The sequence below is a fragment of the Halomonas alkalicola genome (assembly GCF_030704205.1).
GTDB classification, from domain to species: Bacteria; Pseudomonadota; Gammaproteobacteria; order Pseudomonadales; family Halomonadaceae; genus Halomonas; species Halomonas alkalicola.
The window spans coordinates 487531-510639 of sequence record NZ_CP131913.1; the positions used below are offsets into that span (position 1 = coordinate 487531).

18 protein-coding genes, 4 tRNA genes and 1 pseudogene are annotated in these 23109 nt (G+C 68.2%); 6 read left to right on the forward strand and 17 right to left on the reverse strand.

Going from position 1 to position 23109, the window contains the following annotated elements; all coding sequences use genetic code 11:
- Positions 1–25: 25 nt before the first annotated feature.
- The 4 genes from B6N23_RS02335 to osmF are packed head-to-tail and all read right to left on the reverse strand — an operon-like array spanning position 26 to position 3811.
- On the reverse strand, positions 26–751 hold the full coding sequence (locus B6N23_RS02335; protein ID WP_305503926.1) for an ABC transporter permease: 726 nt from the start codon (positions 749–751) through the stop codon (positions 26–28).
- A gap of 25 nt (positions 752–776) precedes the next feature.
- On the reverse strand, positions 777–1721 hold the full coding sequence (locus B6N23_RS02340; protein WP_305501602.1) for an ABC transporter ATP-binding protein: 945 nt from the start codon (positions 1719–1721) through the stop codon (positions 777–779).
- A complete protein-coding gene (locus tag B6N23_RS02345) occupies positions 1718–2896 on the reverse strand; it encodes an ABC transporter permease (RefSeq protein ID WP_305501603.1) in 1179 nt (392 codons plus the stop codon). The genes B6N23_RS02340 and B6N23_RS02345 overlap by 4 nt, the downstream gene beginning before the upstream one ends.
- Before the next feature lie 3 nt (positions 2897–2899).
- Positions 2900–3811, reverse strand: a complete 912-nt coding sequence (gene osmF, locus B6N23_RS02350) for a glycine betaine ABC transporter substrate-binding protein OsmF (protein WP_305501604.1) — start codon at positions 3809–3811, stop codon at positions 2900–2902.
- A 98-nt stretch (positions 3812–3909) separates the two neighbouring features.
- Between osmF and B6N23_RS02355 the strand changes: the two genes are divergently transcribed.
- Entirely contained in the window at positions 3910–4881 is a 972-nt protein-coding gene (locus tag B6N23_RS02355; RefSeq protein ID WP_305501605.1) for a DUF1853 family protein, read from the forward strand.
- A gap of 98 nt (positions 4882–4979) precedes the next feature.
- On the opposite strand, the gene cysS is transcribed toward B6N23_RS02355, so the two are convergent.
- Both cysS and B6N23_RS02365 read right to left on the reverse strand, forming a co-directional pair.
- The gene (gene cysS, locus B6N23_RS02360) at positions 4980–6443 is read right to left on the reverse strand and encodes a cysteine--tRNA ligase (protein WP_305503928.1); all 1464 of its coding nucleotides are present in this window, start codon (positions 6441–6443) and stop codon (positions 4980–4982) included.
- A gap of 14 nt (positions 6444–6457) precedes the next feature.
- On the reverse strand, positions 6458–8161 hold the full coding sequence (locus tag B6N23_RS02365; RefSeq protein ID WP_305501606.1) for a glutamine--tRNA ligase/YqeY domain fusion protein: 1704 nt from the start codon (positions 8159–8161) through the stop codon (positions 6458–6460).
- A gap of 303 nt (positions 8162–8464) precedes the next feature.
- Between B6N23_RS02365 and B6N23_RS02370 the strand changes: the two genes are divergently transcribed.
- Complete coding sequence (locus B6N23_RS02370) at positions 8465–8962, forward strand: peptidylprolyl isomerase (RefSeq protein ID WP_305501607.1); 498 nt, start codon at positions 8465–8467, stop codon at positions 8960–8962.
- Positions 8963–9041: 79 nt separating this feature from the next.
- Positions 9042–9806 (forward strand): UDP-2,3-diacylglucosamine diphosphatase, encoded by a 765-nt coding sequence (locus tag B6N23_RS02375; RefSeq protein WP_305501608.1) that lies wholly within the window; start codon positions 9042–9044, stop codon positions 9804–9806.
- Here the strand turns inward: B6N23_RS02375 and B6N23_RS02380 are convergent.
- From B6N23_RS02380 to B6N23_RS02430, 11 genes are all read right to left on the reverse strand, one after another.
- Positions 9795–10853, reverse strand: a complete 1059-nt coding sequence (locus B6N23_RS02380; RefSeq protein WP_305501609.1) for a CobW family GTP-binding protein — start codon at positions 10851–10853, stop codon at positions 9795–9797. The two genes, B6N23_RS02375 and B6N23_RS02380, sit on opposite strands and share 12 nt — an antisense overlap.
- A 186-nt stretch (positions 10854–11039) precedes the next feature.
- Positions 11040–12857 carry a SurA N-terminal domain-containing protein gene (locus tag B6N23_RS02385; RefSeq protein WP_305501610.1) on the reverse strand — a complete coding sequence of 606 codons (1818 nt, stop codon included), beginning with the start codon at positions 12855–12857 and terminating at the stop codon, positions 11040–11042.
- Positions 12858–12975: 118 nt separating this feature from the next.
- A complete protein-coding gene (hbs, locus tag B6N23_RS02390) occupies positions 12976–13248 on the reverse strand; it encodes a non-specific DNA-binding protein Hbs (RefSeq protein ID WP_119022795.1) in 273 nt (90 codons plus the stop codon).
- A 177-nt stretch (positions 13249–13425) separates the two neighbouring features.
- The gene (gene lon / locus B6N23_RS02395; protein ID WP_305501611.1) at positions 13426–15831 is read right to left on the reverse strand and encodes an endopeptidase La; all 2406 of its coding nucleotides are present in this window, start codon (positions 15829–15831) and stop codon (positions 13426–13428) included.
- A gap of 210 nt (positions 15832–16041) precedes the next feature.
- Entirely contained in the window at positions 16042–17322 is a 1281-nt protein-coding gene (gene clpX / locus B6N23_RS02400) for an ATP-dependent Clp protease ATP-binding subunit ClpX (protein WP_169958203.1), read from the reverse strand.
- 108 nt (positions 17323–17430) lie between these two features.
- Positions 17431–18051: an ATP-dependent Clp endopeptidase proteolytic subunit ClpP gene (gene clpP, locus B6N23_RS02405; protein ID WP_169958202.1), complete on the reverse strand. Its 621-nt coding sequence runs from the start codon at positions 18049–18051 to the stop codon at positions 17431–17433.
- Between the two features lie 90 nt (positions 18052–18141).
- Positions 18142–19503, reverse strand: coding sequence for a trigger factor (tig, locus tag B6N23_RS02410; protein ID WP_305501612.1), 1362 nt, complete (start codon positions 19501–19503; stop codon positions 18142–18144).
- Positions 19504–19777: 274 nt separating this feature from the next.
- Positions 19778–19852, reverse strand: a tRNA-His gene (locus B6N23_RS02415).
- 57 nt (positions 19853–19909) lie between these two features.
- Positions 19910–19984, reverse strand: a tRNA-His gene (locus tag B6N23_RS02420).
- A 38-nt stretch (positions 19985–20022) separates the two neighbouring features.
- Positions 20023–20099, reverse strand: a tRNA-Arg gene (locus tag B6N23_RS02425).
- Between the two features lie 68 nt (positions 20100–20167).
- Positions 20168–20244, reverse strand: a tRNA-Pro gene (locus B6N23_RS02430).
- A 206-nt stretch (positions 20245–20450) separates the two neighbouring features.
- Between B6N23_RS02430 and folD the strand changes: the two genes are divergently transcribed.
- From folD to B6N23_RS02445, 3 genes and pseudogenes are all read left to right on the forward strand, one after another.
- On the forward strand, positions 20451–21308 hold the full coding sequence (folD, locus tag B6N23_RS02435) for a bifunctional methylenetetrahydrofolate dehydrogenase/methenyltetrahydrofolate cyclohydrolase FolD (protein WP_305501613.1): 858 nt from the start codon (positions 20451–20453) through the stop codon (positions 21306–21308).
- A 72-nt stretch (positions 21309–21380) separates the two neighbouring features.
- Entirely contained in the window at positions 21381–22127 is a 747-nt protein-coding gene (gene mtnN, locus B6N23_RS02440) for a 5'-methylthioadenosine/S-adenosylhomocysteine nucleosidase (RefSeq protein ID WP_305501614.1), read from the forward strand.
- Between the two features lie 13 nt (positions 22128–22140).
- Positions 22141–23061, forward strand: a pseudogene (locus B6N23_RS02445) (alpha/beta hydrolase fold domain-containing protein).
- Positions 23062–23109: the final 48 nt, after the last annotated feature.

Below are 23109 nucleotides of genomic sequence, written 5' to 3' on the forward strand. Positions count from 1 at the left end.
GGCAGTGGATCTTGCTGTCTCTTGCTCAGCGGCCCGGATGGCCCAGCTCGCGCTGAAGGCGTTCGAAGGCGCTGTCCACGCAGAGCGCCAGCAGGCCGATCAGCACCGCCCCCTGGAGCACGTAGGCGCTGTTGCCGTTGACGATGCCGGAGATGATCGGCGCGCCGAGGTTGCTCGCGCCCACGGTGGCGCCGAGCGCCGCGGTGGCGATGTTGATGGTGACCGAGGTGCGGACGCCGGCCAGGATCACCGGCGCGGCCAGGGGCAGCTCCACCTGGCGCAGGACCTGCCCGCGGCTCATGCCCATGCCGCGCGCCGCCTCGTGCACCGCGGGGTCAATCCCCTCCAGCCCCGCCAGGGTGTTGCGCACGATGGGCAGCAGCCCATAGAGCAGCAGCGCCACGATGATCGGCCAGGTGCCGAAGCCCAGCACCGGCACGGCCAGCGCCAGCACCGCCACCGGCGGGAAGGTCTGGCCCATGGAGGCGAACTGCGCCACCAGGGGCAGGAAGTCCCGACCGGCGGGTCGAGTGACCAGCACGGCGGCCCCCACTCCCAGCAGCAACGCCAGTAGCGAGGCCACCGAGACCACCAGCAGGTGGCGCCCCAGCAGCACCAGGAAGTCGCCGTGGGGGTAGATCACCTGGCGGGCGCCGGGCTCGACCCAGTGAAACAGCGGCGCCAGCCAGGCCATGCCCGCCGCCAGCAGCATCAGCAGCGAAAGCCAGACCAGCGGCGCCCGCCAGCGCATCAGTCGCCCGACATCGGGTGGCACCTCACTCGTCACGGCGCCCCTCCACCAGGCGGCGCAGGGAGAGCTCCCCCACCGCCATGTCATCGTCATCCACCACGGCGAGCCGATCCGCGTGCTCGCGAAACATCACCGAGAGCGCCTGGCGCAGCGAGGCGCTCCGATGCACCCGCGCCCGGGGCAGCAGCCGCGGCGAGAGCGGCTGCATACGCTCGCTCACCGGGGTGATCGCCGCCTCCTTGAGGCCGCGATCCTCGCCGCCCAGCAGGGAGGCCACGAAGTCGTCGGCGGGATCGCGCAGCAGCGAAAGCGGCGTACCCTGCTGCACGATACGCCCGGCGCGCATCACCACCAGCCGGTCGGCCAGGGCCAGGGCCTCGTCCATGTCGTGGGTGACGAAGAGGATGGTCTTGTTGAGCCGCGCCTGGAGGCGGCGAAGCTCGGCCTGCAGCGACTCCCGGGTGATGGGGTCCAGGGCACCGAAGGGCTCGTCCATCAACAGGATATCCGGATCCGCCGCCAGGGCACGGGCGACGCCCACCCGCTGGGCCTGCCCTCCGGAGAGCTGGTGGGGGTACTTGTCGGCGAACTGCTCGAGGGGCAAGCCCAGCAGCGCCATCAGCTCCTCGACGCGATCCCGGACCCGGGCCGCCGGCCACTTGAGCAGCCGCGGCACCAGGCCGATGTTGCGCGCCACCGTCCAGTGGGGGAAGAGCCCGGTGCTCTGAATGGCATAGCCGATGCGCCGGCGCAGGGCCTGCTCATCGAACTCCCGTACCGGCCGGCCGTCGAAATGAATCTCGCCGCCGTCGTGCTCGATCAGCCGGTTGATCATGCGCAGGGTGGTGGACTTGCCGCAGCCGGAGGTGCCCACCAGGGCACACAGCTCGCCCCTCTCCACTCGCAGCGAGAGGCGTTCCACCGCCGTTTCGGTGCCGAAACGCTTCGTCACCTCGCTAAGCTCGATCATGGGGTGGCTCCTGCGGCGATGCGGGTGTCCAGGCGACGCGTGAGAGCGCCCAGCAGGGAGTCGACGGCCAGCGCCATGGCCAGGATCGGCAGCGCGCCCAGCAGCACCAGATCCATGGCCGCCTGGCCCAGCCCCTGGAAGATGAAGGTGCCGAGCCCGCCGGCCCCGATCAGCGCCGCCACGGCGGCAAGGCCGATGGCCTGCACCGTGGTGATGCGCACCCCCTCCAGCACCACCGGCAGCGCCAGCGGCAGGCGCACCTGCAGGAAGACCTGGGAACGGCTCATGCCCATCCCGCGCGCCGCCTCCAGCACCCCGGCATCCACCGCGGAGAGCCCCACGAAGGTGTTACGCACCATGGGCAGCAGGCTGTAGCCGAGCAGGGCCAGGAAGGCCGGCGCCCAGCCGATGCCGCGCACCCCCAGGGCGTTGACCCAGGCCAGGTTCGCCGAGAGCCAGGCCAGGGGGGCCAGCAGCAGGCCGAACAGGGCGAGGCTCGGGATGGTCTGCAGGAAATTGAGCAGGGCGAACCCGACCCGCTCCACGGCCGGGTGTCGGCGCATCGCCAGCGCGATCAGCGCCCCCAGCACCAGGCTCGCTCCCACGGCGGCGCCGACCAGCAGCAGGTGGTCGACCACGGCGCCGGCGAACTGGCCGCTGCGTCCCCGGTATTCCCGCACGAGCGCCAGCGGTTCCAGCCAGGGAGCGGCCAGCCACCAGGCGGCCAGCACCGCCGCGACCAGCAGCCAGCCCGCGGCGGCCCCGAGCACGAGGCGGGTGCGCAGCTCGATCACCATCAGCGAGAGGCAGAAGAGCAGCAGCCAGAAACCCGCGCCGAGCCCCAGCCGCGCCTGGGGCTCGCCGGGGTCGAGGTTCAGGAGAGCCGCCACGACAAGCCAGGCCGGCAGCGCCATCAGCAGCAGCGTGGCCAGGGCGAGGGCCAGCCAGAGCCGGCGCCGGGTGGGCCGCCAGGCCAACGCCGCCAGCCCCAGCAGCGGCAGCAGCAGCGCCAGGGCGCCCAGCCAGCCGGCGGCCTCATGGGCCCGAAGGGGCGAACCCGGCACGATGCGGTTGGGCGCCACGCTCACCGTGGCCAGCCAGCCGACGCCGAGGGCCGCCACCAGCGCCAGCAGCCCGATCACCCGATTGGTGGGCGGCGCGTCCCTGCGCGTCACGGGTCACTCCTCCAGGGTGGCGAGGAAGTCGGCCGCCACCTGGCGAGGGTCGAGCCCGTTCACCGCCACGTCGCCGTTGAGGCGCTGGAGCACCTCGAGATCGAGGGCCTGGAACACCGGCGCCAGCAGCGACTCGATCTCGGGATGACGCTCAAGCACCTCGGCGCGCACCACCGGCGCCGGCTGGTAGACGGGCTGCACGCCGAGGGTGTCCTCCAGCACCACCAGGTCCAGGGCGTTGAGACCACCGTCGGTCCCATAGGTCATGGCGCCGTTGACCCCGCTGGTCCGCTGGGCGGCGGCGCGCATGGTGGAGGCGGTATTGCCGCCGGAGAGCACCAGCAGCTGGTCATCGGAGAGCGCGAAGCCATAGGCCGCCTGGAAGGCCGGCAGCGCCTGCTCGGACTCGACGAACTCGGCGCTGGCGGCGAACCTGAAATCGCCGCCGTCGCCCAGCCAGGCGGCCAGGTCCTCCAGGGTCGCGAGCCCCTGCTCCCGGGCCAGGTCGCCGCGCACGCTCATCGCCCAGGTGTTGTTGGCCGGTGCCGGCGTCAGCCACGCAAGGCCGCGCTCGGCGTCGCGCTCACGCACCGTCGCGTAGGCAGCCTCGGCGTCGTGCCAGACGTCGCTGTCGGTCATGTCGAAGAAGAAGGCGCCGTTGCCGGTGTACTCCGGATAGAGGTCGACCTCCCCGGCCAGCAGGGCCTCGCGCACGATGCTGGTGCCGCCCAGCTGCAGCCGCTCCCGCACCTCGATGCCGCCGGCCTCCAGGCGCTGGACGATCAGTTGGCCAAGCACCGAGCCTTCGGTATCGATCTTGGAAGAGACCACCACGGGCCCCTCTGCCTGGGCGAGGGAGAGGGTCAGCAGGGTGCCGGCCGCGATGGCCAGGGGGCGAGAAAACGGGATACGCATGGCGAGTGACCACTCGGGAAGTGTGAAGGTATGCTGCAGTATAGGGATCACAGCCCTTGCCTGTCAGACACTTGCCGCCAACGCAAAGGATGCCCCGGATGCCGCACGCCACCCCGCCCCTGCTCGACCGCTGCCACCATCCGCTGGTCCGCGACCTGGCGTGGCTGCTGCTGGCACCCGATCTGCTCGACATGCCCTGGCCGGGCCGGCCCAGCCGCGAGGCGCTGGGGCTGGGTGACGACGCCCTGCTCGCCGCCTGGCTGGATGATCTCGAGGCCGACCCCACATCACTGGAGGCCTGCGTCGGCGAGACCCTCGTCGGTCGCATGGGGCTCTACCACGAGCGGCTCTGGCAGTTCCTGCTCGACGCGGCCCCGGGCACCGAGCTGCTCGCCCACAACCTGCGCATCCATCGCGGCAAGCAGACCCTGGGCGAGCTCGACCTGCTCTACCGCCGCCGCGGCGAGACGGCGCTGATCCATCTCGAGGTCGCCATCAAGTACTACCTGGGGCTGATCGAGGGACCGGGAAGCGCCGAGGACCAGGCGCGCTGGATCGGCCCCGGCGGCGCCGACAGCCTGGGTGGCAAGCGCGAGCACCTCCATCGACACCAGCTTCGCCTGACCGAGCAGCCCGAGACCCGCCACGCCCTGCGCGAGCTGATCGATGGCGATGCCGTCGGCGCCGCTCGTCCCCTCGAGATCCATCGCCAGTTGGCCATACCGGGGGTGCTCTTCTATCCCTGGCGCCACCCCCTGCCGGTGCCCCGGGAAGCGAACCCGGCGCACCTGCGCGGGACCTGGCTGTTCTGGGGAGCGTGGAGAGACTTCCGGGATGGGCTGCCGACCGGCACCCGGGCGGCCAGGCTGACCAAGCCCCACTGGCTGGCGCTACCCCGCCATGAGTGTCTGCAGCCCCTGGGCGAGGTTGAGGCCCGGCTGGCCGAGCACTTCCGGGAGCCCGCCTCGCCGGTGCAGCTCGCCCTCTGGCATGCCGAGGCGGGCTGGCAGCGCCTCTTCGTGGTGGCCGACGACTGGCCGCGACAGATCCCGCTGCCGCCTGCCACCTAGGCTCGCGCCCCCTGGCGCACTGGGCCTGCCCGCGACAACCAGAAAGCCCGACCCCACAGGGGGGCCGGGCTTTCCGGGATAACGCTGCTGACTTGCGGCTAGGCGTCGGGCTTCTCGAAGACCCAGGTGGTGCCTTCGCGGGAGTCCTTGAGGATGATGCCCAGCACCGCGAGCTCATTGCGGATGGCGTCGGCGGCGGCGAAGTCCTTCGCCTGCTTGGCCGCGGCGCGCGCGTCGATCTTCGCCTGGATCTCGGCTTCCGAGAGCGGCAGGCCGGAGGCACCCGCCTTGAGGAAGGTCGCCGCGTCCTGCTGCAGCTGCAGCAGGCCCAGGATGCCACCCAGGCGCTTGAGCTCGAGGGCCAGGGCCGGCGCCTGCTCGGGCGCCTCCTTCCTGGCCCGGTTAAGCTCGCGGGCCAGGTCGAAGAGCACCGAGAGCGCCCCGGGCGTGTTGAAGTCGTCGTCCATGGCGGCGGTGAAGCGCTCGTCGAACTCGGGCGCCACCGCCCCTGCTGCCGGCTCGCCCTCTTCCTGAGCCAGCCCTTCCAGCGCCAGCCCCTCGAGAGCGAGCCCTTCAAGCGCGAGCCCTTCAAGAGAGTGGTAGAAGCGCTCCAGGGACTTGCGGGCGTCGGCCAGGGAGTCCGGAGAGTAGTTGATCGCGCTGCGATAGTGGCTGGCCACCAGCAGGTAGCGCACCACCTCCGGGTCGTGGTGCTCGAGCACCTCGCGGATGGTGAAGAAGTTGCCCAGGGACTTGGACATCTTCTCCTGGTTCACCCTCACCGCCCCGGCGTGCATCCAGGTGTTGACGAAGGGCTTGCCGTTGGCGGCCTCGGACTGGGCGATCTCGTTCTCGTGGTGGGGGAAGGTGAGATCCGGCCCGCCGCCGTGAATGTCGAAGGTGTCGCCCAGGCAGCACTTGGACATGGCCGAGCACTCGATATGCCAGCCGGGGCGCCCCTCGCCCCAGGGGGAGGTCCAGCTCGCCTCGCCGGGCTTGGCGGCCTTCCAGAGCACGAAGTCCAGCGGATCCTCCTTGTGCTCGTCCACCTCGATGCGCGCCCCGGCGCGCATCTCGTCGAGGTCGCGGTTGTTGAGCTTGCCGTAGCCCTCGAACCTGCGCACCCGGTAGTAGACGTCGCCGTTGTCGGCGGCATAGGCGTAGCCCTTGGTGATCAGGGTCTCGACCATCGCGATGATGTCGCCGACATGGCGGGTCGCCCGGGGCTCCTGGTCCGGGGGCAGCACGCCGAGGCGCGCCTCGTCCTCGTGCATCGCCTCGATCATGCGCTCGGTGAGCGAGGCGATGCTCTCGCCGTTCTCGTTCTCGTCGGCGCGGCGCAGGATCTTGTCGTCGATGTCGGTGACGTTGCGCACATAGGTGACGTCATAGCCACGATGGCGCAGGTAGCGGGTGATGACGTCGAAGGCCACCATCACCCGGGCATGGCCCAGATGGCAGTAGTCGTAGACGGTCATACCGCACACGTACATGCGCACCCGGCCCGGCTCGATGGGGGTAAAGGCTTCCTTGCGGCGGGTCAGCGTGTTGTAGATCTGCAGCTCGTTACTCACGATCACCCCTTCGTCTGCGCGTCTTTCTTCATGACTTTGGCCCAGCTGTCCTTGAGGCCCACGGTGCGGTTGAACACCAGCTTGCCGTCGCGGCAGGCGTGGCGATCGGCGCAGAAGTAGCCCACCCGCTCGAACTGGAAGCGGCTCTCGGCGGCGGCCTCGGCGAGGCTCGGCTCGCCGATGGCCTGGCAGACCACCAGCGACTCCGGGTTGAGGTGGTCGAGGAAGTCGGCATCCTTGTCGCGGTCCGGCTGCTCCACGGTGAAGAGGTTGTCGTAGAGCCGCACCTCCATGGGCACGCCGTGCTCGGCGCTGACCCAGTGAATCACGCCCTTGACCTTGCGACCCTCGGGGTTCTTGCCCAGGGTATCGAAGTCCACGGAGCAGTGGAGCGCCTCGATCTCGCCGTTGGCGTCCTTGACCACCTCATCGCAGCGAATCACATAGCTGTTGCGCAGGCGCACCTCCTGGCCCGGCGCCAGGCGGAAGAACTTCTTGGGCGGCTCCTCCATGAAGTCGTCCTGATCGATATAGAGCTCCCGGGTGAACGGCAGCTTGCGCAGGCCGAGATCGTCCCGGGCCGGGTGGCCGGGCACCTCATAGACCTCCTCATGCCCCTCCGGCACGTTGGTCAGCACCACCTTCAGCGGCTTGAGCACCGCCATGGCCCGGGGCGCGTTGTCCTCGAGGTCGGCGCGGATGGCGTGGTAGAGCATGGCGATGTCCACCAGGCCGCCGTCGGCGCGGGTCACGCCGATCATGTCGCAGAACCTGCGGATCGAGGCCGGCGTGTAGCCGCGACGGCGCATCCCGGAGATGGTCGGCAGGCGCGGATCGTCCCAGCCGTCGACGATGCCCTCGTCCACCAGCAGCTTGAGCTTGCGCTTGGAGGTCAGGGTGTAGTTGAGGTTGAGCCGGGCGAACTCGATCTGGCGGGGCCTCGCCGGCACCGGCAGGTTCTCCAGGAACCACTCGTAGAGCGGGCGATGGTCCTCGAACTCCAGGGTGCAGATGGAGTGGGTGATCCCCTCGATGGCGTCCGACTGGCCGTGGGTGAAGTCGTAGGAGGGGTAGATCTTCCACTTGTCGCCGGTCTGGTGATGATGGGCGTGGCGAATGCGGTAGAGGATCGGGTCGCGCAGGTTGATGTTGGGCGAGGCCATGTCGATCTTCGCCCGCAGCACCTTCTCGCCCTCGGCGAACTCGCCGACGCGCATGCGCTCGAGCAGGTCGAGGTTCTCCTCCGCGCTGCGCTCGCGGTAGGGGCTCGGCCGGCCCGGCTCGGTGAGGGTGCCGCGGTACTCGCGGATCTCGCGGATCTCGTCGGCCGAGAGGTCGTCCACGTAGGCCTTGCCCTCGCGGATCAGGTGCTGGGCCCAGGCATAGAGCTGATCGAAGTAGTCCGAGGCGAAGCGCACCGCCCCGGCCCACTCGAAGCCCAGCCAGCTGACGTCCTCCTGGATGGCGTCGATGTAGGCCTGCTCTTCCTTGGCCGGGTTGGTGTCATCGAAGCGCAGGTGACAGTCACCACCGAACTGCTCGGCGAGGCCGAAGTTGAGACAGATCGACTTGGCGTGGCCGATATGCAGGAAGCCGTTGGGCTCCGGCGGGAAGCGGGTCACGATCTTGCCGGTGCGACCGGCCTCGATCTCGTCGCGAATCTGGTTGCGAATGAAATTCGGCGCGCTGGTGGTGTCGGTGGTCATGGTTGGGAAAACAACCTCTGGTTAGGGTGCGGTCTGGAGCCTTGCCGATGGCCTCCACTGCTCGGGGCTATTCCGGCGACAAGCGTTCGAGGAGGCGCTGTGAACCCATCCCTGGGCGCTACCGATGCCATCCCTGGCATAGGACCTCCTCTTCCGCTTATCCCCGGCGCCCTCGCCGCTGGGTCAAGCCGCTGACATGAGACGCTCGGGCTTGTTTCGCGCAGCGAGGCAAAACCGGTATTATAGCGCCACGTCCATGGGCAACGCCAAGGCGAGGCCCCTTTACCGCACAGGAACTTACGCATGATCACTCTGCAGACTACCTACGGCGACATCGGCATCGAGCTGGACCACGAGAAGGCGCCGAAGACCGCTGCCAACTTCGAGCAGTACGTGCGCGATGGCTTCTATGACGGCACCCTCTTTCACCGCGTGATCGACGGCTTCATGGTCCAGGGCGGCGGCTTCGACGAGGACTTCAACCAGAAGCCCACTCGCGATCCCATCGAGAACGAGGCCGACAACGGCCTGCAGAACGAGGCCGCCACCCTCGCCATGGCACGCACCCAGGACCCGCACTCCGCCACCGCACAGTTCTTCATCAACGTGGCCGACAATGCCTTCCTGAACCACAGCGGCAAGTCCATCCAGGGCTGGGGCTACTGCGTGTTCGGTCGCGTGGTCGAGGGCATGGACGTGGTCGAGAAGATCAAGGGCGTGGCCACCACCCGCCGCGGCATGCACGCCGACGTGCCCGCCGAGGACGTGGTGATCCAGAAGGCCTTCGTCAAGGACGCCTGATTCCACCGCCCTGCCCCGGCCGACGCCCGCCCCGCGCGGGCGTCTTGCCCTCTGCCCGCCAGCCCAGGACCCCGCTGCCATGACCACCCTGCTGATTTCCGACCTGCACCTGCACCCCGGCGCCCCCGAGGTCACCGAAGGCTTCCTGCACTGGCTTCAGACGCGCGCCTGCGGCTGTGACGCGCTCTACATCCTGGGCGACTTCTTCGAGGCGTGGATCGGCGACGACCTGCTCGACCTGGCCGGCCAGGATCCCAGCGGCAACGCCGACCTGGCCCTGCGCGTCGCCCGGGCGCTGCGGCGCCTGGCCGACGACGGCACCGAGCTCTACCTGATGCACGGCAACCGCGACTTCCTGCTCGGGGAGCGCTTCGCCGAAGCGGCCGGCGCTACCCTGCTCCCCGACCCCAGCGTGGTGATGCTCGGCGGCCAGCGGATCCTGCTGATGCATGGCGACAGCCTCTGCACCCTGGACGCCGAGTACCAGGCATTCCGCGCCCAGGCTCGCAACCCGCTATGGCAGGCCCAGGTGCTCTCCATGCCCCTGGCGCAGCGCATCGCCCTGGCGAAACAGCTGCGCGAGCAGTCCGGGGAGGCCAACTCCAACAAGGCCGAGGACATCATGGACGTGACGCCGGAGGAGGTGGTCAGGGTGATGGACGAGCACGCGGTGGCCACCCTGATTCACGGCCACACCCACCGCCCCGCGGTGCACGACCTGAGCATCGACGGCCAGGCCGCGACGCGCCTCGTGCTGGGCGACTGGCAGCCCGACCAGGGGTGGGAGATCGTCATCGAGGAGGGGCAGGCCCCCAGGCTTGAGCACTTCGCCCTAGGCGGGTGACGCCGCGCCCAGCCGGCAGGCCTCGAGGCGCGCCTCCAGCGCTTCGGCGTCGGGCAGGCTCCCCGCTGTGCCGATGACCTCGAGGCGCGAGTCGCGCCGCCAGGCGCTGGCGGTGAGGCTGACCGCCCCCTCGGCGCGGTTGTAGAGCCGCCAGCCGGCGTCACAGTGGAACACCCCCTTGACCCGCAGGGTGGCCGGCAGCTCCCCCAGCACCATGGCCAACCGGTCGAGCTCGAACCGGTCGTCGGGGTGCCAGCGCCACCCCAGGGTGGCATGCCCCAGCGCCTCGCCCGCCTCCCGATGCGGCCGCCCCGGCGCGGGCAGCGGCGCCGCGAACGCCTCCAGCACCACGCCCTGCGAGCCGAGCGCGCCGCCCGCCGCGTCGCGAAGCCGCCGGTGGGTCTCGCTGTCGGGCGCCGCGAGCGGCGAGGCGGGCGCTTCGGCCTTGAGCAGTCGCGCCAGCGGCAGGCGGCCGAGGGGCGCCTCCACGATCCAGCGCTTGGCGGGCCACAGCTCGGCGAGCCACGCCTTCGCCCTCGCCACCTGCTCGGGGCTTGCCAGGTCGACCATGGTCAGCGCCACCCCATCGGCCAGGGTCAGCTGGTCGCGGAAGGTCTCGTGCTCGAGGGCACGCGGGTCATCCAGGCGGCGGGGGTCCAAGACGGCGACCATCTCCCCCAGCGCCAGCACCCCCTCGAACGCCTCTCCCCTCAGCACCTCCAGCAGCCCCGCGGGATGGCCGAGCCCGGAGGGCTCGATGATCAGCCGGTCCGGGCGATGGCGATGCAGCAGGTTGACCAGGGTCGCCTGCATCACGAAGGCCAGCTGGCAGCAGAGGCAGCCACCCGGCAGTCCCTTCACCACCAGGTCGTCGCGCTCCTCGAACATGGTCTGGTCGATGCCCACCTGGCCGAACTCGTTGACCAGCACCGCCCAGCGCTCATCCGCGGGTTTCTGCTCGATCAGCCGATGGATCAGGGTGCTCTTGCCGCTGCCCAGGAAACCGGTGATCAGGTGCACGGGGATATTGGCCAGGGGCGCAGGCATGGGGAGTCCTCGGACGAAGAAAGTGTTACATCATAACATGTCGATCACGAGCCTGAGGGACCAGATTCAGGCCAGGGCCAGCGACGCGGGGATCAGCAACGACAGGGCCCCCATGAAAAAGGAGCAAGCCAAGGGGTTGCCTTGAAGCTTGCTCCTTTTCGCTGGCCTAGCGGCTGGCCGAGGACCCTAGCGGCGGATCTCCGCCCTGTCGCGCAGGTCATCCAGCAGGCCCTGGATGGCGGCCTGGGCGCGCAGCCGCTCGGCCATGCTGGCCACGAACTGCTCGACCTGGGCATCCAGCTCGCCCTCCTCGACCCGCTCCAGGGCGATCAACACCACCCGGTCACCGTCGGCGGCACGGCCATAGACCGGGGCATCGCCCTCGGGGGCCGGGAGGCGGAACACCGCATCCACCAGCGCGCGGGAGAGGCCCTGGGTCTCCTGGCGGCCCACGCCATCGACCCGCTGCCAGTCGAGGCCCTGCTCGTCGCCGTCGCGCAGCGCCGCGAGGCGCTCCTCGCCCAGCGCCATCAGCGCATCGCGGCGCAGGTTGGCGGCCACGCTGGCCTCGACCTGGTCACGCACCTCTTCCAGGGGCAGGGTGGTGGCCTCGCGATGCTCCGCCACGCGCACCACCAGGCGGCGGTCGTTATCCAGCTCGATCACCTCGCTGTTGAAGCGCTCCTCCAGCACGTCGGGGCTGAAGGCCTCGCTCATCACGCCGGGCTCGGAGAGCACGCCCTCGGCGCCGTCGCGGGAGACCCAGTCGCTCTCCTGGAGGGCGAGGCCGAGGTCGTCGGCGACGCTCTGCAGGTCGTCGGCGGCGAAGCTCTCGTCGATCAGGCGCTGGACACGCTCGTTGAACTCGCCGGAGACCCGGGAGAGCGCGACCTCGCGACGAAGCTCGTCGCGCAGCTCCTCGAAGGACTGTCGCTCGAGGCCGGTCACGGTCAGCAGATGCAGGCCGTTGTCGGTCTCGACGATATCGGAGACCTCACCCTCGTCGAGGCTGAAGGCCGCCTCGTCGAAGCTGTCGCCGAAGAAGCCGCGGCTGATCACGCCCAGATCGCCACCCTGCTCCGCCGTGACGGTGTCGTCAGAGACCTCAAGGGCCAGATCGGCGAAGGCTTCGCCCTCGGCCAGGCGCTCGCGCACCGCTTGAAGCTCGGCACGCGCCTCGTCGCGACTGCGCTCGCCGCCGACGGTCAGCATGATATGGGCGATGCGGCGATCGGCGTCGGCGGTGCGCTCCTGCCAGGCATCACGCAGCTCGGACTCCTCCACGTCGACCGCCTCGGCCATCTCCTGGCGGTCGATGAGCACGTACTCCAGGCGCACCTGCTCGGGGCGGCGGTAGTTGTCGGCGTTGGCGGCGTAGTACTCTTCCAGGGCGGCCTGGGTCACCTCCACGTCGTCCTCCACCTGCTCGGCGGACAGCGCTGCATAGCGGAAGCTGCGGGTCTGGCGCTGCAGGGTCGCCAGGGTCTCCTGCTCGCTTGGCAGGGTGAAGTCGCTGAAGGCCAGGCCCTGCTGCAGCTGCTGGCGCTTCATGTCCACGCGCAGCTCCTCGCGGAAGGCCACCGGGGTATAGCCGGCGCTGGCCAGGCGGTTGCGGAACAGCTCGCTGTCGAAGCGGCCCTCCTGATCCTGGAACTCCGGCAGCGACACGATGATCTGGTCGAGCTGCTCCTCGGAGAGGTGCAGGCCGCCCTCCTCGGCATACTGGGTCAGCAGGCGGTCGGTGATCAGCTGGTCGAGCATCTGGGCGCGCAGGGCGCGCTCCTGCTCGGGAGGCACCTGACCGCTGCGGATCGCCCGCTGGACCTCGAGCTCCAGCTGCTGGCGAGTGATCGGCTCACCGTTGACCTTGGCGATCTCGTCGCCTCCGCCGCCGAACAGGCCCACCAGGGACTCGACGCCGAACAGGGCCATGGTCACGACCACGGCCCCGACGATGATCTTGGCGCCCCAGCTTCGGGAGCGGTCACGAATACTTTGCAGCATGCAGGCCTCGGCAACGTATTGTGTGGAAAGTGCGGACTTTAAACCAAGACAGGCGCACCGCCGTGGGCGATGCGCCTGTAGGAGAGTCAACCATCAGCGGCGCGGCGGGCGGGACGCCTCAGTTGACGGAATCCTTGAGCGCCTTGCCGGCCTTGAAGCTCGGCACCTTGGCGGCGCTGATCTCGATCGGCTGGCCGGTCTGGGGGTTGCGGCCGGTACGCGCGGCGCGCTCCTTGACCTGGAAGGTGCCGAAGCCCACCAGGGAGACGCTGTCGCCCTTCTTCAGGCTATCGGTCACGGTCTCGACCATGGCGTCCAGGGCCCGGGCAGCGGCTGCCTTGGGAATGTCGGCAGACGCGGCAATGGCTTCGATCAGCTCGGACTTGTTCACACTTCACCCCTTGATTTTTCGGAATTTGGCTCTAATCGGCGCAACAACTCAACCGGAAGGTCACGATCACGGCATGGCGCATTTTATAGCAATGCGATGAAAGGACTGTCAAGCATACTACCGCGCCGGACCCCACCATATCAGGCTTTTCGACGAAACATGGTGGGGAAATTATTGTCAATGCGTGCTGATCATCGACGGGGATGAGGCGGCATCCTCGGATCGAGATTCCTCTCCGGAAGCCTCCGGCCTTTTGGCCAGCGCAACTTCAAGCACCTCGTCGATCCAGCGAACCGGCCTGATGTCGAGAGCCTCCTTGATATTATCCGGAACCTCCTTGAGGTCGCGGCGATTCTCCTCGGGCACCAGCACGGTCTTTATACCACCGCGCCGGGCGGCCAGCAATTTCTCCTTCAGGCCGCCGATGGGCAGCACTTCGCCGCCCAGGTTGACCTCACCGGTCATCGCCACGTCGCAGCGCACCGGGCGACCGGTGTAGGCGGAGACCATGGCGGTGACCATGGCGATGCCGGCGCTGGGACCGTCCTTGGGCGTGGCGCCCTCGGGCACGTGGATGTGAAGGTCCTCCTTCTCGAAGCGCTCCGGGTCGATGCCGAACTTGAGCGCCCGGGCCCGCACCACGGTCTGGGCCGCGCTCACCGACTCCTTCATCACCTCACCGAGCGAGCCGGTCTTGTTGATGCGCCCCTTGCCCGGCGTCACCACCGACTCGATATTGAGCAGCTCGCCGCCCACCGAGGTCCAGGCCAGGCCCGTCACGCGTCCGACCTGGTCATCCTGGTCGGCCAGGCCGTAGCTGTAGCGGCGCACGCCGGCGTAGGCCTCGATGTCGGCAGCGGCCAGGGTCTGCGGCGCCAGCGCGCCCTCCTGGCTCTCCTTCTCGAGGCGCTCGCGCAGCACCTTGCGGCACACCTTGGCGATCTGGCGCTCGAGCTCGCGCACGCCCGCCTCGCGGCTGTAGTAGCGGATCAGCTCCAGGATCGCCTCGTCGGCGAAGGCGAGCTCCCCTTCCTGGAAGCCGTTGGCCTTGAGCTGCTTGGGCGCCAGGTAGCGCTTGGCGATGGCCAGCTTCTCGTCCTCGGTGTACCCCGGCAGACGAATCACCTCCATGCGGTCGAGCAGCGGCCCCGGGATGTTCATGGAGTTGGCGGTACAGATGAACAGGGTCTCGGAGAGATCGTAGTCCAGCTCCAGGTAGTGGTCGCTGAAGGTGTCGTTCTGCTCCGGGTCGAGCACCTCGAGGAGCGCCGAGGCGGGATCGCCACGGTGGTCCATGCCGATCTTGTCGATCTCGTCGAGCAGGAAGAGCGGGTTCCTGACCCCGGCCCGGGACATGCGCTGGACGATCTTGCCCGGCAGCGAGCCGATATAGGTGCGGCGGTGGCCGCGAATCTCGGACTCGTCGCGCACCCCGCCGAGCGCCAGGCGCACGTACTTGCGGTTGGTGGCCCGGGCGATGGACTTGCCCAGCGAGGTCTTGCCCACCCCGGGCGGCCCCACCAGGCAGAGCACCGGACCCTTGAGCTTCTTGACCCGCTTGTGCACGGCCAGGTACTCGAGGATGCGCGCCTTGACCTCCTCGAGGCCGTAGTGATCCTCGTCCAGCACCTGCTGGGCGTGCACCAGGTCGTGCTTGACCCGGGTGCGCTTCTTCCACGGCACCGAGACCAGCCAGTCGAGGTAGGAGCGCACCACCGTCGCCTCGGCGGAGTTGGGCGACATCATCTTGAGCTTGCCGAGCTCCTGGGTGGCCTTGTCGCGGGCCTCCTTGGGCATCCCGGAGGCCTCGATGGCCTGCTCGTACTTCTCGGCCTCGTTGGGCACGTTCTCGAGCTCGCCCATCTCCTTCTGGATGGCCTTCATCTGCTCGTTGAGATAGTACTCGCGCTGGGACTTCTCCATCTGGTCCTTGACCCGGGAGCGGATGCGCTTCTCGACCTGCAGCAGGTCGATCTCGGCCTCGATCAGCGCCATCAGGTGCTCGATGCGATCGCGCACGCGATCCATCTCCAGCAGACGCTGCTTGTCGTCGATCTTCAGCGACAGGTGGGCGCAGATGGTGTCCACCAGACGGCTCGGGTCCTCGATGCCGGAGAGGGAGTTGAGCACCTCGTTGGGCACCTTCTTGGACATCTTGACGTACTGCTCGAACTGGTTGAGCAGCACGCGCACCAGGGCCTCCTGCTCGCGCTCGGTCAGGGGCTCGCTCTCGCGCAGCACCGCCTCGGCCGAGGTGAAGGCCTCGCCGGCATGGATGGTCCCCACGTCGGCGCGGGAGACCCCCTCGATCAGCACCTTGACGGTGCCGTCGGGAAGCTTGAGCAGCTGCATGATCTCGGCCACGGTACCGATGGCGAAGAGGTCATCGCGGTCGGGATCGTCCTTGCTGGCCTCGCGCTGGGCCACCAGCAGCACCCGCTTGTCGGCACTCATGGCCGCCTCGAGGGCCTGGATCGACTTCTCCCGGCCGACGAACAGCGGAATGACCATCTGCGGGTAGACGACCACGTCCCGCAGCGGCAAAAGGGGCAGACTCAGGGTCTGATCGGCGTTCTGCTGCATCGCAGACGTTCCTCAAACAAAACGGGTGAATGTGACAGGGGTGGGGGCGCGCCGGCCGCTTTGCAAGGGAAGGCCTGACGATGGATGACGAAAAAAGGCAGCGCCCGCACAAAAGAACGCGGGAGCGGCCTCGCCTGGCCGGCGGGTCACCGGCTGTGGCGAGGCTCGCTCCCGCATCGGGGCCCGGCGCTGGCGCCGGGACCGAACCGCTCAGCCGTCGGTGCCGTCGCCGGCCGCCTCCTGCTGCTGGGAGTAGATCAGCAGCGGCTCGCTCTCGCCGCTGATCACGGAGGCGTCGATCACCACCTTACTGACCCCCTCCAGGGAAGGAATCTCGTACATGGTGTCGAGCAGTACCGACTCGAGGATCGAGCGCAGGCCACGGGCGCCGGTCTTGCGCGCCATCGCCTTGACCGCCACGGCGCGCAGGGCGTCCTCGCGGAACTCGAGCTCCACGCCCTCCATCTCGAACAGCTTGGCGTACTGCTTGACCAGCGAGTTCTTCGGCTCGGTGAGGATCTGGATCAGCGCATCCTCGGTGAGCTCGGTCAGCGTGGCGATCACCGGCAGGCGCCCCACGAACTCGGGGATCAGGCCGAACTTGACCAGGTCCTCGGGCTCGACATCGGCCAGCAGCTCGCCCACGCCGCGCGACTCGTCCTTGCTCTTGACCTCGGCGCTGAAGCCGATGCCCCCCTTCTCGGCACGGTCGCGGATCACCCGATCCAGGCCGGCGAAGGCACCGCCGACGATGAACAGGATGTTGCCGGTGTTGACCTGCAGGAACTCCTGCTGCGGATGCTTGCGCCCGCCCTGGGGCGGCACCGAGGCGGTGGTGCCCTCGATCAGCTTGAGCAACGCCTGCTGCACGCCCTCCCCCGAGACATCACGGGTGATGGAGGGGTTGTCCGACTTGCGCGAGATCTTGTCGATCTCGTCGATGTAGACGATGCCGCGCTCGGCCTTCTCGACGTCGTAGTCGCACTTCTGCAGCAGCTTCTGGATGATGTTCTCGACATCCTCGCCCACGTAGCCCGCCTCGGTCAGCGTGGTCGCGTCGGCGATGGTGAAGGGCACGTTGAGCAGGCGCGCCAGGGTCTCGGCCAGCAGGGTCTTGCCGCTGCCGGTGGGGCCGATCAGCAGGATATTGGACTTGCCGAGTTCGACGTCGTCCTTCCTGACCTCGGAGCGCAGGCGCTTGTAGTGGTTGTAGACGGCTACCGACAGCACCATCTTGGCGCGGTCCTGGCCGATCACATAGTCATCGAGGGTGTGACGAATCTCGCGGGGAGTCGGCAGCCGCTCCTCGTCGGTCTCGGCATCGGCATCGAGCACCTCCTCGCGAATGATGTCATTGCAGAGGTCGACACACTCATCGCAGATATAGACGGACGGGCCGGCAATCAGCTTGCGCACCTCGTTCTGATTCTTGCCGCAGAACGAGCAGTAGAGCAGCTTGCCGCCTTCGTCCTTGCCTTTGCCGTCGGCCATTCGCTTACCTCATCTCAGTTGGCCGGGCGCACATGGCGCCCGGCCGGGCTCACATCGGCAGCACGAGCTGCCGGAGAACGGTGTCAGGGCGTGATGAAATTCACGCTATCAGGATGTCGGCCGCTTATCCAGCACCGCATCGATCAGGCCATACTCGGCCGCCTGGACGCCGTTCATGAAGTTGTCGCGGTCGGTGTCCCGCGCGATGGTATCGATGTCCTGGCCCGTATGGTGCGCCAGGATCTGGTTGAGCTTGTCACGGATGCCGAGGATCTCACGGGTGTGGATCTCGATATCCGAGGCCTGGCCCTGGTAGCCGCCCAGCGGCTGGTGGATCATCATCCGCGAGTTGGGCAGGCAGAAGCGCTTGCCGGCCGCACCGCCGGCCAGCAGCAGGGCCCCCATGCTCGCCGCCTGGCCGATGCAGACGGTAGAGACGTCGGGCTTGATGAACTGCATGGTGTCGTAGATCGACATCCCCGCGGTCACCGCCCCGCCCGGGGAGTTGATGTAGAGGTGGATGTCCTTGTCCGGGTTCTCGGACTCAAGGAACAGCAGCTGAGCCACCACCAGGTTGGCCATGTAGTCTTCCACGGGCCCCACCAGGAAGATCACACGCTCCTTGAGCAGGCGGGAATAGATGTCGTAGGCCCGCTCGCCGCGCGCGCTCTGCTCGACCACCATCGGCACCAGGCCACCGGCGTTGTGGATCTCGAACTCGTTGCTCATCAGTGTGACGTCCTTGCATCCGAAGAATGGAAGCGGCTGGGCAGGCGCGCCGATCGTCGGCGCGCCTGTGCCCGGAGGCGGTGAAGGAGATCAGGCCTTGCTCTCTTCCTGACCCTCTTCCTCGCTCTCCTCCTCGTCGGCCTCGGCCTGCTGCTGGGCAGCGGCCAGGACCTCCTGGTAGGTCATGGTGACATCCTTGACGCTGGCCTGCTCGAGCAGGGTGTCGACGGCCTTCTCTTCGAGAATGGCAGACTTCAGCTGAGTCTTCATCTGCTCGTTGCCCATGTAGTACTCGACCACCTGGGCGGGCTCCTGGTACTGCTCGGCGAGTTCCTCGACCTTGGCCTTGATCTCGTCGTCGGTGGCGTCGAGCTCACCGGACTTGATCACCTCGGCCAGCAGCAGGCCGACCTGGACGCGACTCTTGGCCTGCTCGGAGAACAACTCGTTGGGCAGCTGGGAGACATCGAAGTCCTCGCCCAGGCCGAACTGCTGGGCCGCCTGGCGCTTGAGGCCGTCGGTCTCCTGCTGGATCAGCGACTGCGGCACCGGAATCTCGTTGGCCTTCTTGAGCGCCTCGAGCACCTGCTGCTTGACGCGGTTGTCGACGGCCTGAGAGGCCTCGCGGGTCATGTTCTTGCGGACCTCGGCGCGGAACTTGTCGAGGTCGCCGTCATCGACGCCAAACTTCTTGACGAACTCGGCGTCCACCTCGGGCAGGGCCTGGGCCTTCACCGCGTGCAGCTTGATCTTGAAGGTCGCTTCCTGACCGGCCAGGTGGGCGGCCTGGTAGTCCTCGGGGAAGGTGACCTTGATCTCCTTCTCCTCGCCGGCCGCGACACCCGCCAGCTGCTCCTCGAAGCCGGGGATGAAGCTGCCGGAGCCCAGCACCAGGCTGTGGCCCTCGGCGCTGCCGCCCTCGAAGGGCTCGTCGCCCAGGAAGCCCTGGAAATCGATGGTCACCTGGTCACCCTCGGCGGCGGCACGCTCAACCTCTTCCCAGCCGGCATTCTGCTTGCGCAGGGTCTCGATCATCTCGTCGACGTCGGACTCGACCACCTCGACCACCGGGCGCTCGACCTCGGTGCCCTCGATGGAGGCCAGCTCAAACTCCGGATAGACCTCGAGGGTCGCCACGAACTCGAGGTCCTTGCCCGCCTCGTCGACGGTCGCCTCGATGCGCGGGAAGCCGGCCGGGTTGAGCTCGTTCTCGGAAATGGCGCGCACGTAGCGCTCGCGCATCACTTCGCCCACCACTTCGTTACGCACGTCGCGGCCGTAGCGCTGACGGATCACCGACATCGGCACCTTGCCCTTGCGGAAGCCGTCCATGCGAACGTTCTTGGCGGCATCCTTGAGACGGGCATTGACGGCCTCGTCGATCTCGGCGGCCGGCACCTGGACGGTGATGCGGCGTTCGATCTGGGAGGTCGTATCGACGGAAACTTGCATGAAATGTCCTCTACCGACTGGGGGCGTTATGTTGAAGAGTGGAAAGATCAAAGAGGGGATTTTATGAATCCCGCCCGGCACTGGCAAGCGCCATGCCGCAGAACATGGGGGCTTCGGGCGTTTTTACAAGGGCAGTTCGGCCAGCGGCACCGATAATTGGCCACGCCATGGCGCAAACGCCGGAAACGCCAAGATCGCCGACTCGTGGAGCCCGCGTGAGGATACAACGTCACAAAAGAACAGAAACGAGGATCGAACGGAGGGAGTCAAGGAGTGGGGTGGATGATGGGGATCGAACCCACGACCACCGGAGCCACAATCCGGGGCTCTACCACTGAGCTACATCCACCACTGCCTTGAAACAACTGTCGAAACTAACGCCAGCCGAAACCAACGCCTGTCGAAATGGGGTGGATGATGGGGATCGAACCCACGACCACCGGAGCCACAATCCGGGGCTCTACCACTGAGCTACATCCACCATAATCGACAACAACTCGAACCGCATCCTGCCAGAGCTGGCACGCCCAGCAGGACTCGAACCTGCAACCTACGGCTTAGAAGGCCGTTGCTCTATCCGGTTGAGCTATGGGCGCATTCTACTCTTCAGACTGCCGAACCGCAACCCGTAGATCTCGTTTTCTGCAGACCATTCAACAGGTTGTGGTCGGAGTGGAGGGATTCGAACCCCCGACATCCTGCTCCCAAAGCAGGCGCGCTACCAGACTGCGCTACACTCCGCCGCGATTCATGCCGGCCTGACGCCGCCGCAGGGGCCTCGTCGAGCGCTGCGTATTCTACGTGACTTTCCCCTGCGGTCAAGCGCTTGGATCATCGACATTGGGGCCTGGCGCTTTGTTTCGACGCCGCGGCATGCGAAAATCACGCCTTCTTCCGCGGGCCGGCTGCCAGCCCGCACCGCCCACCCAGCCGCCAGAGGAAGCGCGATGTCCGCCCAACTGATCGATGGCAAGTCCATAGCCGCCCGAGTCCGCCAGCAGGTCGCACGCCAGGTTCAGGCACGTCGCGACGCCGGGGCCCGCGTGCCGGGGCTCGCCGTGGTGCTGGTGGGCCAGGACCCCGCCTCGGCGGTCTATGTGCGCAACAAGCACAACGCCTGCGTGGAAGCGGGGATCGAATCCTTCCGGCACCAGCTACCCGCCGAGACCTCCCAGGAGGAGCTCGAGGCCCTGGTGGACCGGCTCAACGCCGACCCGACGGTGGACGGCATCCTGGTCCAGCTGCCGCTGCCCGCCCACCTGGATGCCCGCCCGATCCTCGAACGCATCCGTCCCGACAAGGACGTGGACGGCTTCCACCCCTACAACCTGGGCCGTCTGGCCCAGCGCCTGCCCATGCTGCGCCCCTGCACCCCCAAGGGGGTGATGACGCTGCTCGAGCAGTCCGATCTCCGGGTGCGCGGGCTGGACGCCACCGTGGTCGGCGCCTCCAATATCGTCGGGCGCCCCATGGCGCTGGAGCTGATGCTGGCCGGCTGCACCACCACCGTCTGCCACCGCTTCACCCAGAACCTCGAGGAGCACGTGCGTCGCGCCGACCTGCTGGTGGTGGCCGTGGGCAAGCCGGGGCTGGTCAAGGGCGAGTGGGTCAAGGAGGGCGCCATCGTCATCGACGTGGGCATCAACCGGCTGGAGGACGGCAGCCTGGGGGGGGACGTCGACTTCGCCGCCGCCGCCGAACGCGCCAGCTGGATCACCCCGGTGCCTGGCGGCGTCGGCCCCATGACGGTCGCCACCCTGCTCGAGAACACCCTGCAGGCCGCCGACATGCACGACACACGCTGACCCCGATACCCGTCAGCACCCGAGACTCACTTCGGGGTCCGCCGCGGCGGGCCCCCACCACCAGGACCTGCTATGCAACGCATCGGAATCATTGGCGCCATGGCCCAGGAGGTAGAGCACCTGGCTTCCCTGCTGGAGGGGCGCGAGACCCGCTCTCACGTGGGCTCCACCTTCCACAGCGGACGGCTGCACGGGGTCGAGGTGGTGATCCTGCAGTCCGGCATCGGCAAGGTGAACGCGGCGGTCGGCACCACCCTGCTGCTGGACATCTACAAGCCCGACGCCGTGATCAACACCGGCTCCGCCGGCGGCTTCGGCAAGGATCTGGCGATCGGCGACGTGGTGATCTCCAGCGAGGTGCGCCACCATGACGTGGACGCCGTGGTGTTCGGCTACGAGCATGGCCAGGTACCGCAGATGCCCGCCGCCTATCTGCCCGACCCGCGCCTGGTGGCCATCGCGCGGGAGTGCGTGGAATCCCTGGGCGAGGTCCGCGTCGTCGAGGGGCTGATCGCCACCGGCGATGTCTTCATGGCCTGCCCCAACCTGGTGGAGCAGACCCGCCGACGCTTCCCCACCATGCTCGCCGCCGAGATGGAGGCCGCCGCCATCGCCCAGACCTGCCTGCTCTACGGTTGCCCCTTCGTGGTGATCCGCGCCCTCTCCGATATCGCCGGCGGTGGCGACAACCACCTCTCCTTCGAAGAGTTCCTGGAGAAGGCCGCCACCCACTCCGCCCACATGGTGGAGGCCATGGTGAAGCGCCTGGCGAACCTCCCCGTCGAGCAGCCCAGCGATGCCCTGGCGGAGCGGGCCTGATCCCAGGCGGTGGATGCCGGCGCTGCTGCTGGCCGGCGCCCTGCTGACCGGCTGCGGCTCCACCCACCTCGACGACACCTTCGCGCCGGTGGCGGCGACCCCGACCGAAGCGCCAAGCCTTGCCTTCGATGCGCTGCCGGCGCGGACCTATACCCCACCGGACTGGCCCAGGCCCCTGCGAGCCGAGGTGCTGCTGCCGCGCTCGGCGGATGATGCACTACGCCCCGCCGCTCTGCTGGTCCACGGCGGCGGCTGGCAGAACCGCACCCCGCGGGACATGGCCGGCATCGCCGAACAGCTGGCCGCCCGCGGCTACGTCACCATCAACATCGAACACCGCTTCGCCCCGGAGCATCGCTTCCCCGCCCAGCTGCACGACCTCCAGCAGGCCATGGCCTGGATCCACGCCAACGCCTAAGCGTGGCGAGTGGACACCGCGCGGATCGTCGGCGTGGGCTTCTCCTCCGGCGCCCACCTGGTCAGCCTGCTGGCCCTGGCCGGGGCGGAGGGGCCCCTGGCCGACCCCCATGGTGGCGACCACACCCAGCCCGCCGCCGTGCTCGCCGGCGGCATCCCGAGCGACCTGTTCAAGTTTCCCGATGGTCGGCTGGTGGTGGAGTTCCTGGGCGGCACCCGCGCCGAGGTGCCGGAGCAGTATGCCCTCGCCTCACTGGCCCGTCAGATCAACGGCCAGCCGCCGCCCTTCTTCCTGTTCCACGGCACCCGCGACCGCCTGGTGCCGCTGGACCACAGCACCGACTTCCAGCAGGCGCTGGTGGCCCGCGGTGGCGAGGCCGAGCTCTATCTGCAGCATGGGCGCGGTCACTTCCTGAGCTTCCTGACCCGGGGCAGCGCCATCGAGGCGGGCATCGACTTCCTGACGCGCCAGGTCTCGCCGGCCGAGGCGCCCAGCGCGCCCTCAACGCCGCCATGACGCCCCCACATACGACACTGCCGGCCCTTGGGCCGGCAGTGTCGCGTG